Genomic DNA, 15,508 nt, shown 5'->3' with positions numbered 1-15,508 from the left:
CATGCACTGAAGTGGCGGGAGTTTCTTCGATGGCCGTTACTAAGGCGTCATCAGATCGAAACGATTATCCTCACCGGAATCGATGCTAAACGGTTCCTGAATTTGCAGCGTAATCCAGTTGGAGGTCACCCGACTGCCCTTGCTGTCTTCCAGTGTCACAGACAGACGATAGCTGTTGGTGGCGTCCGATGCGCTATTCCATGCGGGCATGATGATGCTCCAGCCTTGCGGATCATTAGGATTAGCGCCCGGCGTGAGGCTTAACGCCTGGGTATCGCCCTGCCACGTCACCCTGGTTATCGGATTCGCATTACGAATTTGCAATTTCAGCGGCAGGCTTTCGCCGCCGTTTAATTGCCATGGCGGTGTGGCGAGGAATACCGATAAGGTTTTGCGCTGACGATACTCCACCACCGGCGTATTGTTGCGCGTCACCATGTCGTAACGGCTGCCGCGCAGAGAACGCGCTTCGGCCACGTTATCGGCACTCAACTGCTGGCTCAGCGGCACACCAAAACGATAGTTGAGATGCAAACCCAGCTGATCCTGACTTTCACCTTCATTACTGGTTTTGTGGCTGGCAGAAAATGTCACCAGCGGTACTGGGGTGTAGGAGACGCCAAAAGTTAGCGCCGAAGGATTGTGATAGGTATTGCCGCTGCTAAACAGATCCACATCATTGCCCAGGTACTGCTCCCAACTCACTGACATACCAAGCTGGCGATAAAACGGCAGGTAGCCCTGAGTGGTGAAATCGTAGCCGCGTGCTAAACGCTGCTGCTGAAAGGGATCGCGGTTTTGCCAGCCCGACAGCGGTGTGTAGTAGTTAGCCGAGAAGCGCAGGTAATCACCCCAGGCTTCTGTGCCCACTGAAGCGCGCTGCAATCCGCTGTTGAACATGCGATCGACAAAACCGTTGTAACCAAGCAGCCATTTGCCCGCCGTCCAACGTTGTCCTAAGCCGATATTGCCCACCAGCCCATCATCCGTTTGGTGGAAGCCCACCTCACTAAACGTCAGATACTGATAGCGATCGGCCCACGGCGTTAGCAGAGAGGCGCCACTGCCGGTGAAGTTACCATCCATATCAACGTTAAAATCGATCTGCGCTTTACCATAAGGCGATAGCAGAGATTGGCCCTCATCCACCACGCGGTTTGCCACCTCATCGCGGAAATGGTTAAACGCCCAGATACCCGCCTGATGACCAAAAGTGTTGTCACTGGTGCTGTCCTGACTGGCTTCACCAATGCTCTTGGCGATGGTCGCCAGATTTTTGCTGAAGGCCGCATTCTCATCTTCATAGCCGAGTGCAGGCAGATCGCTGGCCATTTTCTGGAAGCGTTCGGGATCGCTAAAAGGCGCATCAGCGACATGCGTGTCAGTGACGAGCGCCAGAGCAGGCGCGGTGAAAAGCAGCCCCGTTGCAGCGGGCAACATACGCAGTGATTTGAAAGCAGAGAAAACAGATGTCATAGCAGAAGCAGGCTTTTATCCAGTTTAGAATTTGAAGTGGCTCACAAAACTGTACTGGAATACCCTAACACATTCTGCCGATTTTGCAGAAAAGGCCGGGCTGAATTAGGACATTGCCTGATTAGCAAAAGGCATCATCTTATCTTGATAGCCACATCGCTCCACAGAGCGCCCTGCGTAAAGCCCCGCAAGACGCTCACGGCTGCTGCGATTAGGAGAAGATCAACCCGCCATCCACATTGATGGTTTGGCCGGTGATGTAGCGCGCATCATCCGACGCGAGAAACGCCACCAACCCGGCGACATCTTGCGGCTGTCCGGCGCGTTTCAGCGGAATATTTTCCACCCACTCCGCCATCAACTCGCCTTTGCCATACTGCTTTTTATCGCTGCTAAGGATTTCTCCCCACACGCGATCGTTGTAATCCCACATCTCGCTTTCGATGATACCCGGACAGAAAGCATTCACGGTGATGTGCGACGGCGCCAGTTCCAGTGCCAGGCTCTGAGTAATGCCGATAACACCCATTTTACTGGCCGCATAGTGTGGCGTGTAAATAAAGCCCTGTCGCCCCTGCCCGGATGAGGTGTTGATCAGGCTGCCGCTGCCCTGCTTCACCATGTACTTTGCCGCCTCACGGCAACACAGCCAGACGCCGGTGGTGTTCACAGCCAGAATTTTTTCGAAATCGCTCTTTGGCATCGCGTCAAAGCGATCAATAGTGATCACTCCGGCATTCTGAATCGAGACATCAATGGTGCCAAAGCGCTCCGCCGCCTGCTGATAAAGCTGCTGCACTTCGGCCTCTTTGGTCACATCCACCTGCAGCGCCAGAATCTGGCTGCCATACTGTTCTTCCAGCGCCCGCGCTGTGGTGAATACCCGGTCCGAGTTGGACACCATTACCAGCCGAGCGCCATCGCGCGCAAATCGTGCGGCAATGCCAGCACCAATGCCGCGGCATGCGCCGGTAATCACCACCGTTTTTCCACTAAAATCGCGTGTCATATTGCCTCCTGTTATCCGTGCGTTGCTTCAGGCAGGGCGGCCGATTGCTGCTTTTTTTCATGTCTGCGCAGCAGCACCACCTTACTTTGTAATTTTTGCTGGAACTGGTCGATCACCACGGCGGTGACGATCACCAGCCCTTTAATCACCATTTGCCAGAAATCGCTGACGCCCATCATCACCATGCCATCGGCGAGGAATACGATGACAAAGGCACCGATAATCGAACCCGATACACGCCCGCGCCCTCCTGCTAACGCCGTTCCGCCCAATACGGTTGCACCGATGGCGTCCATCTCAAACATGTTGCCAGTCATCGGGTGCGCGGTTTGCAGTTGGGATGCGACGATCAATCCCACCAGCGCAGCACATAAACCGGAGAAGGCATAGACAAACACTTTGACCTTAATGATCGGCACACCGGCCAGGCGTGCCGCAGATTCATTGCCGCCGGTGGCATAGATATAGCGGCCCAGCGGGGTTTTACGTGTCAGATAAAGGCCGAGCAGCAGGAAGCCGATCATTAACCAGATTGGGATGTAGACGCCAAGCACACTGCCCGATCCCAGCAACGCGAAACCGGTATTACCCAATGCTGGCATCCCCACCAGATTGGCGTAGGTACTGCCATCGTTGAACAGCAGCGCGGCCCCACGAGCCACATACATCATGCCGAGGGTGCAGATAAAGGGTGCCACGCCCAGACGCGTCACCACGGTGCCGTTGATCAACCCCAGCACGATGCCGAACAGCGCCACCACCAGAATCACTTCCGGCACGTTAAAGAACAGCGTGTTGCCGCCCCACAGCGGCACACCATTGGTGAGCAAAGCCCCCGCCACCATGCCGCAAATGCCCGCCACCGCACCGACCGACAGATCGATGCCACCCGTCAGGATCACTAGCGTCATACCAATCGCCAGCAGCCCGGTGATGGCAACATGCTGCGTCATGATCAGTAAGTTTGAAGTGGTCAGGAAATTAGGCACCATAAAGCTAAAAAAGCCGACCACGATCAGTAACGCGATAAAGGTTCGCGCTTTCAGCAAGTACATATAAAGCAGGTATTTCTGGTTCATTTATTGCTCTCCTGCGGGCTCAATCATGCGGTGTTGAGGCGCTAATCAGCGCTTCTCGCGTTGCCGCGCTGCGCGGTAAGTCGGCGGTAATACGGCCATCGGCCATCACCAAAATGCGATCGGCCAGTGCCATCACCTCGTCCAGTTCAGAAGAGGAGAACATCACCGCCAGACCTTGCTGTGCGAGATTGCCAATCAGGTGGTACACGTCCGTTTTGGCCCCCACATCGATCCCACGCGTGGGTTCATCCAGCAAAACCACTTGAGGGCCCGTCATCAGCGCTTTTCCCAGCACCACTTTCTGCTGGTTACCGCCGCTGAGTGAGGTAATCGGCAGTTCCGGATCGCTCACTTTGATGGCGAGATGACCAATCATTTCATCGACGCGACGCTGCTCTTTGTGGGGATTGAGTAAGCGCAGCGCACGGCGAAAACCGCGCAAGCTGAGATCGCTTAACGTCATGTTGGCGGTGATCGACATCAACTGCACCACGCCTTCGGTTTGTCGGTCTTCCGGTACCAGCGCAATGCCTTTTTTCAGGCGCTGCTGGAAGTTGCGTTTATCCAGCACTTCGCCATTCAAACTGACGCTGCCAGACTGGCAGTGCATCATGCCAATCAGCCCTTTAAACAGCTCGGTGCGCCCCGCGCCCAGCAAACCGTAAATACCGATCACTTCGCCCTTACGCAATGAGAACGACACATCATTGAGCTTATAGCCACCATTCTGATGCAGCGCCGTCAGGCTGTTAACGTGCAAGACCGTTTCGCCCTGTGCAGCGGGCTGGTAGTCGAAGTGTTTTTTCTTGTCGCCGACCATCTGTTCGATGATCCACGGAACCGAAGCGTCACGCACTTCTCGCTCGCTGATAAAGCGACCGTCACGGAAAATGGTGATGTGATCGCCAATCTCCATCAGCTCTTCCAGCCGATGCGAGATATAGATGATGGTCACACCACGCCGCTTCAGCTGGTCAATCACGTTGAACAACACTTTCACTTCAGACTGGCTCAGCGCACTGGTGGGTTCATCCATGATCAGCACACGCGTATCTTTGGACAGCGCTCGGGCGATCTCGACCAGCTGCTGATGGCCAATCCCCAGTTCGCCCAGCGGTGCATAAGGGTCAACATCCAGCTCCAGCCGCTCCAGCAGCGATTTTGCTAATGCGTACTGATACTTTTCATTGATCACACCGCGCTGAAAAAACTCGTTGGCGATAAAGATGTTGTCCATCACGTTCATGTTGGGGAACAGGTTAAGTTCCTGAAAGATGATGCTGATACCGTGCTTTTCCGCCTGATGAGTGGAGCTTAGCGACACCACTTCTCCGTCCAGCAGAATTTCACCGGATGAAGGCGTTTCCACGCCCGCCAGCATCTTCATCATGGTGGATTTACCGGCACCGTTTTCGCCAATCAGCACGTTCACTTTGTTGCGATAGACGCGGTAATTCACCTGATCGAGGGCAGTCACGCCGGGGTAAATACGTGACACATTACGGGTTTCGATGATCACGTCACTTTGAGGATTTTGCATACCCGCTCCTTACTGCCGCACTATGGCAGCAGGTGTGACATTCGGCACCTGCTCAGGCGTATCGAAGCTGCTAAACACGCCGGAAATTTGCACCTTATCGCCGACTTTGGGCTTGAAGGCGCTCATCATGTTGGCTGCCTGCTGATTAATGGCGCGGCTGTAGTCGCCAAACAGCACCTGATCGTTAAAGTCCTGATAGCTGGCCCCTTTATAGGCATCACGCAGCACCGTGCCAGGGAAAATCGGACCGACCTGCACCGTCACGTTATCGCCGGAAACATCTTTCACCGTCATGCGGCCATTGCGCGAAGTGGTATTCACCGCTGTCACCTCACCGCTGACCTTGACGCTAAAGACACAGGGGTTCTCTTCCTGTGCGCGGTAGCCGTAGGTTTGACAGGCGCTGTCAAAATCCTTGGCGGACTTTAGCGCATTCAGCAGTTCCGCCACCGGCTTCGCATCGTGCTGAATCTGCGGCACCAGTTTCTGCTGCCAGGTCTGAGCAATATTGGCCATTTTAGGATTGGGGGGATTTTTCAGGTCGGCCAGCTCCTGCTGCGACACAATGCGGCAACCGCTAAGGATCACGATAGGAAGCAGTAACCAGAGTCGTTTGTGCATCACATTCTCCTGGGGCGCCTGCATAACAGGCGCACCGATTATTGATTACGACTTGTAGTTAAAGTCCTGCACGCCTTTGGCATTGTCCGGGGTGATCAAAATGCCGCGGAACATCACGCGCTGCTTCTCCGGCTTCACCCCTTTCTGGATGAAGTTGTCGAGATCGGTCACGCCCTGCGCAGCAATAGCCTGCGCCTGCAACATTACCGTAGCTTTCAGATCGCCTTTTTCTACCGCATCACGCTCGTCGTTGCTGCCGTCGATACCCACCACGGTGACATCGTTGCGGCCTGCGGCTTTAAGTGCCGCAATCGCGCCCAGCGCCACCGGACCGTTACCACAGATCACGCCTTTGACATCGGGATGGGCCTGCAGAATGCTGTCCATAATGCGTTTGCCATCGATCAGGGTGCCTTTCGCATCCTGACGCGCGACTGATTTCATATCCGGATACTGATCCAGCACCTGGTGGAAGGATTTCGAGCGGGTGACGCAGTTATTGTCCGCGAGGTTACAGGTCAATTCGGCATAGCTGCCCTTTTCACCCATCTTCTCCACAAACACGTTGGCCACATCAGAACCCGCCTGGAAGTTGTTATGGGTGATTTGCACCAGCGCCACATCATCTACAGGAATCTCGCGGTTAATCAGCACCACCGGAATCCCGGCAGCCTTGGCTTTTTTGATGGCCGCGACGCTGGCGGTAGAGTCGGCGTTATCCAGCACAATGCCCTGCACTTTTTTACCGATAGCGGCATCGATCAGCTCGCTCTGCTTCTTAACGTCTTCACCGTGCGACAGCACGCTGGTTTTATAGCCCAGTTCTTGCGCTTTCAGGTTGGCGCCTTTGGCTTCGGAAGCGTAATAGGGGTTATCCAGTGAGTTCACCAGAATCATGATGGTGCCTTTGTCGGCAGCGAAACTGGATTGGGCGATCAGGCAACTGGTAATGGCAGTGAATAACAGGGTACGTTTTTTCATGTTCGTGCTCTCTCATTGTTTTGTTGTTATTGCAGGGTTGAGGCCTTACTGGTGCTGGCTCGGCATTACCAGATGGTGAAGCCGCCATCGATCATTAAATCTGCGCCGGTGATCATGTCGCTGCCATTGCTGGCGAAGAACAGCACGGCAGCGGCAATTTCATCGGTGTAAGCAAAACGCCCTAACGGGATCAGTTTTTTCATCTGTTCGCCCTTCTCACCGCGCCAGGCCTTTTCGCCCATCGGCGTCAGCACCACGGTGGGTGACAAGGTATTGACGTTGATACGGTGTGGTGCGAACTCTTTGGCCATCACTTTAGTCATACCGAGTAGACCCGCTTTGGCAGAGGTATAGGCCACGTGGTTATCAATGGCGATGGAAGCGGCCTGTGAAGCGATATTGATGATCTTGCCGCCATTACCGGCGCGCACCATGCGTTTGCCCGCTGCTTGCGAGCAGAGGAAAGGACCGGTGAGATTGACGGCGATCTGCTTCTGCCACTCGGCAAAGTCGGTTTCCAGTACCGGCTGTAACATCACATAACCTGCACAGTTCACCAGAATATCGATGTGGCCGTAGTGCTGTTCAACCTGGTTGAACGCCGTCTCGACTGAGCCAGCATCGGTCACGTCACAGCACACCAGCAGTACACGATCGGCAGAGAATTGTTCATGCACAGCCGCCACGCGATCGCTTTCGAATGGAGGGTAAAGCAGGGCCAGCCGTGCACCTTTCTCTAACAGCATGGCGTTACTGGCCATGGCAATTCCACCGAGGCCACCGGTCACCACCGCCACCTTGCCGGTGAGGTCCAGATCGGTATTCACGCCGTAGCGCAGGTTGACATCGTATTCCCCACTCATCCCTTCTCTCCTGTGTGCATGTTCAGCGGCTCTGGTTTTCTCTGGCCGGATAGGTTTGCAGTAACTTTGATTTTCGAACAAAAATATAAGCTATCGTTTCGCAATGGTTTGTGGGTGAGATCAAATTTCATACAAATGATGTAAACTATTTTTATCTATCTGTATTTAAAGTAAATAACTAAATATCAGGTTTTTTGATATAGAAATAACAGCTGGCGAGGGTATATAAAATCAATTGCATGGCTTTATCTTATTTTCATTCGAAAATGCATCTTTGTGCGAGCCGCCTCGCAAATCCCTGGTACGCAGAGTAAAATCATCACGGGTTTTCTTATTGCCAAAACCAGACCGTGATTGGAAAGAGGGAGCATTTCGATTGAAAAGCAAAACTGAGCAGCTGGCTGATATGCAGCAGCGTCGTGAGAAGATCCTGGAGATGATCCGCGAAGACGGCACAGTCACGGTTAAAGCGCTTACCGATACCTTTGGCCTGACCGAGGCAACCATCCGCACCGATTTGCGTATGCTGCAAAAAGCCGGGCATGTGCAGCGTTATCACGGTGGCGCCACGCTGATGACCGGTAAGCAGAACACCGGCGCACTGCTGCTTGAGCGTCAAACTCACCTTGATGAGAAAGAAGCCATTGGCCGGCTGGCCGCGCAGTATGTGGAAAATGGGGATACGGTGATTTTCGATTCCGGCACTACCACCACCGCCATTGCGGAAGCAATTGGCCACATCCGTCGTTTATCGGTGATCACCACGGCGGTGAATATTGCGCTGAAGCTAGGGGGGGAACCGGGGATTAATATCCTGCTGACGGGGGGGACCTTCAAATTTCCAACACTCTCGACGTCCGGTGAGAAAGCCGCTTCTTTCTTTGAAAACGTGCTGGCCGAAAAGCTGTTTCTCGCCACCGCCTGTATTTCGCCGCGCCTCGGGTTAAGCTTCCCCAGCGAGACGGATATCAAAGTGAAGATGGCGATGATCAACTCCGCCAGTACGGTATTTGTGGTGGCAGACTCCAGCAAAATCGATAAGGTGTCGATGTTTGCCCTGCCCTGTGACTGGAGCAAAATCCATTATTTGATTACCGATCGCGGGATCACGCCAGCGCAGATCGCGGCGTTTGAAGCGTTGGGGGTACAGGTGCTGGTGGCAGGTATTGAAGAGGCAAAAAAACGCGCGGTGTTTTGAACATCAATTCAGGGGCGGCCCGCTCGCAGCCGCCCCTTCAATGCTGATTAGAAACCTAAGCTATCCAGCAAGTCATCCACCTGATCCTGGTTCGCTACCACGCCAGGTGCATTGGCATGGATCTGTGGACCATTCAACAGGCTGCTGGCGTCTTTACGCGCGGCAGCGTTGGCTTCAGGCATATTCTCCAGCAACACCATCAGCAACTGACGCTCGATCTCCTGGATCACATCCATCATGCGCTTGATCACCTGACCGGTAAGGTCCTGGAAATCCTGCGCCATCATGATCTCAAGCAGCTGCTTGTTGGTGTACGAGGTATGCGACGGCACATCACTGAGAAATTCGCGCGTATCCGAAACCAACTCGCGTGCATCCGCCAGCTCAATCGGGTTTTCAAACCACGCATCCCAACGGCCTTTCAGCTTGTTGGCGTTGGCTTCCATTTGGTCTTGGTGTGGCTGCGCGGCTTCAACGCAGTTGAGTGCGCGTTCTGCCGCTTGCGCCGTCATCTGCACCACGTAATCCAGACGGTCACGCGCGTCCGGAATCGCTTCCGCCGCTTCGGCAATCGCCTGGTCTAACCCCAATTCGCGCAGGCTGTCGCGCAACATACGCGTCAGCGAGCCGATACGGGTAATAATGTCGTGTGCCGAGGCTTCTTCGGTTGGTTTCGGAAGGTCGCTCATCACATCTCCTTACATACCCAGTTTTTCGAAAATTTTACCCAGCTTTTCTTCCAGCGTGGCTGCGGTGAACGGCTTCACTACATAACCGCTGGCACCGGCCTGTGCAGCTGCAATGATGTTCTCTTTTTTCGCTTCGGCGGTGACCATCAGCACCGGCAGTTTGCTCAACGCAGCGTCCGCACGAATGGTCTGCAGTAGTTCCAGACCGTCCATGTTGGGCATGTTCCAGTCGGATACCACGAAATCAAAACCACCCGCACGCAGTTTGGTCAGTGCATCAACACCGTCCTCTGCTTCTTCAACGTTGTTGAATCCCAGCTCTTTCAGCAGGTTGCGGACGATACGACGCATCGTATTGAAGTCATCCACCACCAAAAAGCGCATGTTTTTATCAGCCATATCTACTCCTGTGTTGTCTCGTCCGGCAGGACGGGCTCGTTAAATTCGCAATGCCTGTCCGGCGCTAATTTTTGCCAGCATGTGCTGACTGATGTGTCCTAAATCGACTACTTCACTGGTGCCGCCCATCGCAATCGCTTCGCGCGGCATACCAAAGACGACGCAACTTGCTTCATCCTGCGCGATGGTCCAGGCACCGGCGCGATGCATTTCCAGCATCCCGGCGGCACCGTCGTTACCCATCCCGGTAAGGATGACACCCACGGCATTTCGTCCTGCGTGCACCGCCACGGACCGGAACAGCACGTCAACAGAGGGCTTATGACGGTTCACCGGCAGGCCATCATTCAGTTTCACCACGTAGTTGGCGCCACTACGGCTCAACTCCATGTGCATCGCGCCCGGTGCGATATAGGCATGACCGGGCAAAATACGTTCGCCATCTTCCGCTTCTTTCACGGTTATCTGGCAGAGCTTGTTCAGGCGCTCAGCAAACGAGCGGGTAAAACCTGGCGGCATATGCTGCGTGATCAGCAGCGCCGGACTGGTCGCGGGCAGCGGCTGCAGTACATGGCGAATCGCCTCGGTGCCGCCGGTGGAAGAGCCAATCGCAATCAGCTTCTCACTACTCAGCAGCGGGCCAGCTTTCAGCATCACCGGGCCGGGTGTGGCCGGGCGCGCATGCAATTTGGCTCGCGCCGCTGCGCGAATTTTGTCGGCGATCATCTGGCTGTACGCCAGCATGCCTTCGCGAATACCCAACTGCGGCTTAGTGACGAAATCCACTGCGCCCAATTCCAGCGCGCGTAATGTCACTTCCGATCCTTTACCGGTCAGCGATGACACCATCACGACTGGCATCGGACGCAAGCGCATTAACTTCTCAAGGAAGTCGAGGCCATCCATACGCGGCATTTCGACGTCCAGCGTCAGCACCTGTGGGTTGTACTGCTTGATTAAATCCCGCGCCACCAACGGATCGGGCGCGGTGGCGACCATCTCCATATCGGCGTGGCTGTTGATGATCTCCGTCATCAACTGTCGCATTAGCGCGGAGTCATCCACGCACATCACGGTGATTTTGCTCATCGTCTTTCCTTGGTCAATCCATAGACTGTCTGTCCACGCAGCCAGAACTCTTTACTGATCTGGCTGAAGTTCTCTGAGTGTCCAGCGAACAGCACACCGCCGGGCTTCAGCAGGGGAACGAAACGGCGCAGAATTTTTTCCTGCGTCTCTTTATCGAAATAGATCATCACGTTGCGACAGAAAATTGCGTCGAACGGACCCGGCAACGCCCAGTCGTTGGCCAGTAAATTCAGCTGCGAATAGTTCACCATGCTGGCGAGATCGGAGCGAACGCGTACCATACCTTCATGCGGGCCGGTGCCACGCAGGAAAAAGCGTTGCAGCTGCGATTGCGATAAGGTGCGCAGCTCTTCCTGGCGGTACACCCCCGCCACGGCTTTTTCCAGTACCTGTGTATCAATGTCGCTGGCGTGCACCTGGAACTTACCCGGTCCGGTACCCAGCGTTTCCGCCAGCGTCATGGCGATGGAGTACGGCTCTTCGCCGGTTGAGGCGGCGGTACTCCACACGCTGTAACTGCCACTGCGCTTACGCGCATGATCCGCGAGGATCGGGAAATGGTGCGCCTCGCGGAAAAATGAGGTCAGATTGGTGGTCAATGCGTTAATAAACGCCTGCCATTCTGCACTGTTCTGGTCTTGCTCCAGCAACGCCAGATAACGACCAAAATCATCAATGTTCAGCGTGCGCAAACGGCGCACTAAGCGGTTATAAACCATCTCCCGCTTGTGATCGGCCAGCACGATGCCTGCGCGTTGATAGATCAGCTGGCTGATACGACGAAAATGCGTATCTGAAAGCGGCAGGCGCTGCACCATTTGCGAGAGCAGCGTTGTCGCTTCACTTTGATCCAATAACGTCGATTTCTTCATGTCAGGTCACCCGGCAACAAACTGATTAAATTGTGATACTGCGATTACTGCTGTGCTGCCAGTTGGGCCGCCTTGCGGCGGCCACACGGATTAAAAGGTTTCCCAGTTATCGTCCGCGCTACGTGCACCTGCGGGTTGAGCCAGCGCTTTGACTGCGGCTGGACGCAACATTTTTGGCGCTGTAGATAGGTTAACGGCCTGAGCGACAAATTCTTTACCAATATTGAACACCGCAACCGACTGTTTCAGTCGACTGGCCTGATCTTCCAGTGCGGCAGCCGCCGTGGCTGACTCTTCTACCAGCGCGGCGTTCTGCTGTGTCACGCGATCCATCTCGTTCACGGCCAGACCCACCTGGTCGATTCCGCGACTCTGCTCATCCGACGCCGAGGCGATTTCGCCCATGATGTCGGTGACGCGAGTGACGGCGTTGACGATGTTGGTCATGGTTTCGCCTGCGCTCTCCACCAGTACCGAACCGGTGTTGACGCGACTCACCGAATCTTCGATCAGACCTTTGATCTCTTTCGCTGCCTGGGCGCTGCGCTGTGCCAGACTGCGCACCTCACCCGCCACCACCGCAAAGCCACGGCCCTGTTCACCCGCACGTGCCGCTTCAACCGCCGCGTTGAGTGCCAGAATGTTGGTCTGGAACGCGATGCCATCGATCACACTGATGATGTCGGCGATTTTCTTCGAGCTGCCGGTGATCTCTTTCATGGTGGTGACCACGCCATCCACCACTTTGCCGCCGTGCTGCGCGGTTTCAGAGGCAGTCAGCGCCAGTTGTGAAGCCTGACGGGCGTTTTCGGCGTTCTGCTTCACGGTCGCGGTCAACTGCTCCATGCTGGCAGCCGTCTCTTCCAGAGAAGCGGCCTGCTGTTCAGTACGTGAAGAGAGATCGTTGTTACCCATGGCGATTTCGCTGGCACCGGTGTAGATAGCGTCTGAACCATCACGCACGGTACGCACGGTATTCGCCAGCTCCTGCTGCATGTGCTGCAGTGAGCTGAGCAATTCACCCATCTCGTTGCGCATACTGACATCAATCTGCTGCGTCAAATCACCACGTGCGATGTGACGGATATGGTCGATGCTCTGTTTCAACGGACGAATCAGCACGTTGCGCATGCCGCTCCACACCAGTGCAATCACCAGCAGGGTCACCAGTAAAGTACCGATCACCAGCATGATGGAGTGCTGATAGGCGCTTTCGTTGGCATCAATACCCTGCTTTGCCAGCACGATGTTGTAGTTCAGCCATGCGGTGTAATCCTTCTCGAATTTATCCTGCATACCCTGCGTTGGTTGATCGACAAAGCCTTTAAAGTTCCCGTTACCCAGGAAATCAATCAGCTCGGCCAGTCCACCACGGAAGGCGTTGTAGTTGGCCTGCAGCGTCTTAACGTTCTCTGCGCTTTTGCCCTTCTCAGACAAATTCGCGTTGAACTCGGCAAAAGCCTGGTCAGCGTTTTTCAACTCCTCACTTGCCAGCGCCACCAGTTCTTTCACGGTCGCACCTGATCCAGCCTGCTGGCTATCCAGCAAATAGCGGATCCCTGCACGGTTCAGCGTGTTACGCGCCTGAACCAGCGATACCCAAGAGGTGCCCATCGCCCGTTGCAGCGTGCTGAGACGCTGGTTGTAGGCAAAATTCTCTTTATCGGCTTTCACCGTGGTAAAAAACATCCCTCCGGAAAACAGCTGCAGCAAGGCAAACAGTGCCAGCACACATAACAGCCCGGAAACGACACGAATACGACTAAACATAAACACCTCATTGGTTGGCGGATCGCTCCTGTTATCGGCGTTCGCAGGGGGATCTTTAAGTTGTCTGCAACGGGTTGGACCAGCGGGAATTAGGGAGGATCAGGGATAAATTAAAGTGTGGCGACAGGTGTGCGGGCGCACCTGCGTGCGCCCGGTTAAAAACGTTTAAAATGTCTCCCAGTTGCTGTCACTGACGGGCGCCGTCACGGCTTTGCGTGGTGCGCTCAGCATTGGCTGCGCGCTCTGTGGCTGACGCACTGCGGCAGTGGCCTGTGAAGCACGCGGCACGCGGAACACCGCCACTGACTGGCTCAAACGGCTGGCCTGTTCTTCCAGTGACGCCGCTGCAGCGGCGGATTCTTCCACCAGCGAGGCATTCTGCTGGGTCACGCGATCCATCTCGGTGACGGCCTGGCCGACCTGATCGATACCGCGACTCTGCTCATCAGATGCTGAAGCAATTTCGCCCATGATATCGGTCACGCGCGTCACAGCACCGACGATATCATTCATGGTTTCACCGGCAGTACCCACCAGCTGTGAACCGCTGTTCACCCTGTTCACCGAGTCTTCAATCAGGCCTTTAATCTCTTTGGCTGCCTGCGCACTGCGCTGTGCCAGATTACGCACTTCACCGGCCACCACCGCAAAGCCACGCCCTTGCTCACCGGCACGCGCCGCTTCTACCGCCGCGTTCAGTGCCAGAATATTGGTCTGGAAAGCAATGCCATCGATCACGCTGATGATATCGGCGATTTTCTTCGAACTGCCAGCAATGTCATGCATGGTGCGCACAACACCATCCACCACTTCGCCACCTTTACGCGCGGTATCAGAAGCACTGAGCGCCAGCTGAGATGCCTGACGGGCGTTCTCGGCATTCTGCTTCACGGTAGCCGTCAGTTGCTCCATGCTGGCCGCCGTCTGTTCCAGCGAAGCCGCCTGCTCTTCAGTTCGCGCGGAGAGATCGTTGTTGCCTGCCGAGATTTCGCTTGCGCCGGTAAAGATGGCATCAGAGCCGTCACGCACGTTGCTGACGGTACGCACCAGCGACTGCTGCATCTCATGCAGGCTGGCCGCCAGTTGGGTCATCTCGTTACGCCCTTCCACGGCAATATTCTGCGTCAGATCGCCAGATGCGATATGGCGGATATGGCCCAGCAGCTGATGCAATGGCTGGATCAGTACCGCACGCAGGCCAAACCAGCAGCCGACAATTACGAACACCACCACCAGCGCCACCACTGCCAGCAGCCACATCATCATATGGAACGCTTGCTGATTTTGCGCCACGCCTTCCGCCGCCAGTGTGCTTTGCGCCGTGCGCCACTCAGCATAGGTGGCCTTCATCTTCACCTGTTTGGCTTCAATGTTCTGCGCAAACATGCCTTGCAGATCGTTGGCTTTTAAACGTTCCAGCATCGCTTTCAGGCCATCGTTGAAGGCGGCGTAGTCCGTTTCCAGGCGATCGCGCAGTGCGTCCGGCAAGCCTGGCGTACCCGGCAGATCGTAGTAACGTTGGTAGTGCCCGGCAGCCACATCCAGCTGCTTTTCAGTCTGTGCAATCAGCGCCTGAAGCTGGCCGCCGTTGGACTGTGCCGCCATGCTGCCCTGCATGCGCAGCATCGCGCGGTTTAACACGGTACGGGTCTGGTTGAGTTCGATCCAGGCATCGGACATCGCGCCGACGTTGTTGGACGACGTCTGTGCCACGGCAAAAGCTTCTTTATCTTTTTGTAAGGCAGACCAGAACAATCCGCCCGACAGTAACTGCAAAGCACCAAAGACCAGCAAGACTGCGATCAGGCTGGTGACAACATTGATTCGTTTTAACATGGGTTCTCCAAAGAGTGAGGCATTTCGGCTCCCGCTGTTATCGACCGCAGTTGTTAAATTTTGAGGGGCTTTAACGGATTTTACGA

At 55.1% G+C, this 15,508-nt stretch carries 14 protein-coding genes; 1 reads left to right on the top strand and 13 read right to left on the bottom strand.

All coding sequences use genetic code 11. The features are described 5' to 3' along the window. Nucleotides 1-39: 39 nt before the first annotated feature. From CRO33_RS19165 to CRO33_RS19135, 7 genes are all read right to left on the bottom strand, one after another. Complete coding sequence (locus CRO33_RS19165; RefSeq protein WP_097119244.1) at nucleotides 40-1,476, bottom strand: YchO/YchP family invasin; 1,437 nt, start codon at nucleotides 1,474-1,476, stop codon at nucleotides 40-42. A gap of 211 nt (nucleotides 1,477-1,687) precedes the next feature. Next, nucleotides 1,688-2,485, bottom strand: coding sequence for an SDR family oxidoreductase (locus tag CRO33_RS19160; protein WP_097119243.1), 798 nt, complete (start codon nucleotides 2,483-2,485; stop codon nucleotides 1,688-1,690). Nucleotides 2,486-2,496: 11 nt separating this feature from the next. Beyond that, nucleotides 2,497-3,564, bottom strand: a complete 1,068-nt coding sequence (locus CRO33_RS19155; protein WP_034821800.1) for an ABC transporter permease — start codon at nucleotides 3,562-3,564, stop codon at nucleotides 2,497-2,499. 19 nt (nucleotides 3,565-3,583) lie between these two features. Further along, entirely contained in the window at nucleotides 3,584-5,104 is a 1,521-nt protein-coding gene (locus tag CRO33_RS19150; RefSeq protein ID WP_097119242.1) for a sugar ABC transporter ATP-binding protein, read from the bottom strand. Nucleotides 5,105-5,113: 9 nt separating this feature from the next. Beyond that, nucleotides 5,114-5,725 (bottom strand): DUF2291 family protein, encoded by a 612-nt coding sequence (locus tag CRO33_RS19145; protein WP_034821806.1) that lies wholly within the window; start codon nucleotides 5,723-5,725, stop codon nucleotides 5,114-5,116. A 45-nt stretch (nucleotides 5,726-5,770) separates the two neighbouring features. Further along, a complete protein-coding gene (locus CRO33_RS19140) occupies nucleotides 5,771-6,706 on the bottom strand; it encodes a D-ribose ABC transporter substrate-binding protein (RefSeq protein WP_097119241.1) in 936 nt (311 codons plus the stop codon). A 65-nt stretch (nucleotides 6,707-6,771) separates the two neighbouring features. Further along, nucleotides 6,772-7,569, bottom strand: a complete 798-nt coding sequence (locus CRO33_RS19135; RefSeq protein ID WP_097119240.1) for a GolD/DthD family dehydrogenase — start codon at nucleotides 7,567-7,569, stop codon at nucleotides 6,772-6,774. A 376-nt stretch (nucleotides 7,570-7,945) separates the two neighbouring features. Here CRO33_RS19135 and CRO33_RS19130 point away from each other — a divergent pair, with 376 nt between their 5' ends. Beyond that, a complete protein-coding gene (locus CRO33_RS19130; protein WP_097119239.1) occupies nucleotides 7,946-8,767 on the top strand; it encodes a DeoR/GlpR family DNA-binding transcription regulator in 822 nt (273 codons plus the stop codon). Nucleotides 8,768-8,814: 47 nt separating this feature from the next. Here CRO33_RS19130 and cheZ read toward each other — a convergent pair whose 3' ends face one another. From cheZ to CRO33_RS19100, 6 genes are all read right to left on the bottom strand, one after another. Then, nucleotides 8,815-9,456, bottom strand: a complete 642-nt coding sequence (gene cheZ, locus CRO33_RS19125) for a protein phosphatase CheZ (protein WP_034821817.1) — start codon at nucleotides 9,454-9,456, stop codon at nucleotides 8,815-8,817. Nucleotides 9,457-9,465: 9 nt separating this feature from the next. Next, nucleotides 9,466-9,855: a chemotaxis response regulator CheY gene (gene cheY, locus CRO33_RS19120; RefSeq protein WP_007892562.1), complete on the bottom strand. Its 390-nt coding sequence runs from the start codon at nucleotides 9,853-9,855 to the stop codon at nucleotides 9,466-9,468. A gap of 39 nt (nucleotides 9,856-9,894) precedes the next feature. Then, on the bottom strand, nucleotides 9,895-10,944 hold the full coding sequence (locus CRO33_RS19115; protein WP_097119238.1) for a protein-glutamate methylesterase/protein-glutamine glutaminase: 1,050 nt from the start codon (nucleotides 10,942-10,944) through the stop codon (nucleotides 9,895-9,897). Further along, nucleotides 10,941-11,816, bottom strand: coding sequence for a protein-glutamate O-methyltransferase CheR (gene cheR / locus CRO33_RS19110; RefSeq protein ID WP_034821825.1), 876 nt, complete (start codon nucleotides 11,814-11,816; stop codon nucleotides 10,941-10,943). Before cheR ends, CRO33_RS19115 begins: the two co-directional genes overlap by 4 nt. Nucleotides 11,817-11,906: 90 nt before the next feature. Continuing rightward, the gene (locus CRO33_RS19105; RefSeq protein ID WP_097119237.1) at nucleotides 11,907-13,586 is read right to left on the bottom strand and encodes a methyl-accepting chemotaxis protein; all 1,680 of its coding nucleotides are present in this window, start codon (nucleotides 13,584-13,586) and stop codon (nucleotides 11,907-11,909) included. Between the two features lie 165 nt (nucleotides 13,587-13,751). Further along, entirely contained in the window at nucleotides 13,752-15,422 is a 1,671-nt protein-coding gene (locus tag CRO33_RS19100) for a methyl-accepting chemotaxis protein (protein WP_097119236.1), read from the bottom strand. Nucleotides 15,423-15,508 lie beyond the last annotated feature (86 nt).

This window comes from Pantoea sp. GL120224-02 (assembly GCF_900215395.1).
GTDB classification, from domain to species: Bacteria; Pseudomonadota; Gammaproteobacteria; order Enterobacterales; family Enterobacteriaceae; genus Pantoea; species Pantoea communis.
The sequence above is the reverse complement of the archived record's forward strand: the minus strand, read 5'-3'. Positions and strand labels throughout refer to the sequence as shown.